This window comes from Frankia nepalensis, from assembly GCF_016786325.1.
Classification (GTDB): domain Bacteria; phylum Actinomycetota; class Actinomycetes; order Frankiales; family Frankiaceae; genus Pseudofrankia; species Pseudofrankia nepalensis.
Window position 1 is genome coordinate 1 of sequence record NZ_JADWYU010000001.1, and the last position, 1,292, is coordinate 1,292.

Consider the following 1,292-nt stretch of genomic DNA (forward strand, 5'->3'; position numbering starts at 1 on the left):
GCGTCGCCGATGGCTGCGTCGGACCCGCGCCGGGCGCGTCGACGTCCGGTCGCCCGGGCGCCGCCGAGGTGGCGTCGGCCGGAGCTGGCGCGGCCGGAGCTGGCGCGGCCGGAGTGGGCGCGGCGACCGGTGGCGCGCCGGCCGCGCCGACGGCCGGCCACCCCGCGCCGAGCCCGTCGGCGATGCCGCGCAGCAGCGGCAGCGTCGCGGCCCCGATCTCGACGACGCCGCGGTCCAGCCCGACCAGTAGCCCGGCGAGTTCCCCGGTCCGGGTCAGGACGGGGACGACGACGTGGCTACGCACCCCGAGGCGCTCGTACTCGACCGTGTCCGCCAGACTGGTTTCCGCTTCCTCGCTGGCGCCGATGGCCGGGGCACCGTCGAGAACGCGGGCGACCAGGCTCGCCGCGCGCGGAATCTGTGTTTCCGGTTCCAGGCCCGGCAGCGTCCCCGCGACCCGCAGGTAGGTGGCCGTTGTCGCGGAAATCTCCACGAACCCGGTCGCCTCCATGCGGTGGAGGGCTTGGGCGGCCTGCGCGGCAGCGTCCACGGTGCTCCGCGCCTGTCCTGAGGGTGGTGACGACACAGGCCGAACTCTCCCACAAACTTCACGGGCAGTGACGGACACCGTCCCATGAGCCGGTCGCGTGTGCGTCCGGACGGCGCAGAGCCCCGATTTCTCGTTGCTCTGCGTATCCGTTATGCGGCAGAAGTGACTTTCTCTGTGACCTGGCGGAGGGACGGATTCGTCATCACGGTCCCATCCGGGAAGACAACCGTGGGCACTGTCGCGTTGCCGTTGTTCGCATCGCGGACCAGTTGCTCAGCCGTCGGGTCTGACTCGATGTCGATGACCTCGTATGCCACACCCGCGTCGTCCAACTGGCGCTTGAGTCGCCTGCAGTAGCCACACCAGCTGGTGCTGTACATCGTGAGCACTGGTTGTCCTCCCGCCTGGGCCACCCTATGGGGTGCCGCTTCAACACGCATCCAGGTCGCCCCTCACCTCCCGGATCGGCTTCCAAACCTTGCCCGCCCGGCGAAGCCGGTCGGGCAGGAACCCTTCGATCCGGGAGGAACCCTGGTCACGCGGCCGAGGTGTTCCCCGGCTGGCCGCCGTGCCGCGGCGGCCAGTCATCCACAACCCGGACGTGGGCCCGCCGCTTCCCCGCGGCCCGGGTGACTACCGTTTCGGTCCATGTCCGGTGAGCTGGCCGTCCCGTCCCGTTCCCCCCACCCGACCGGGCCGGCGGGCGCCCAGGCGCCGCGCGCGGCGACGGATGACTCCGGGC

At 72.0% G+C, this 1,292-nt stretch carries 1 protein-coding gene and 1 pseudogene; both read right to left on the reverse strand.

The annotated features are described in order from the left end of the window. A pseudogene (locus I6A81_RS00005) lies at nucleotides 1-550 on the reverse strand (response regulator receiver protein); the annotation flags it as partial. 149 nt (nucleotides 551-699) lie between these two features. Continuing rightward, nucleotides 700-990 (reverse strand): mycoredoxin, encoded by a 291-nt coding sequence (locus I6A81_RS00010; protein ID WP_238431226.1) that lies wholly within the window; start codon nucleotides 988-990, stop codon nucleotides 700-702. Between the last annotated feature and the right edge of the window lie 302 nt (nucleotides 991-1,292).

Bases quoted from the DNA above. Each gene is read 5' to 3' on its own strand.
- I6A81_RS00010 (WP_238431226.1), bottom strand. From the start codon at position 990: ATGCGTGTTGAAGCGGCACCCCATAGGGTGGCCCAGGCGGGAGGACAA.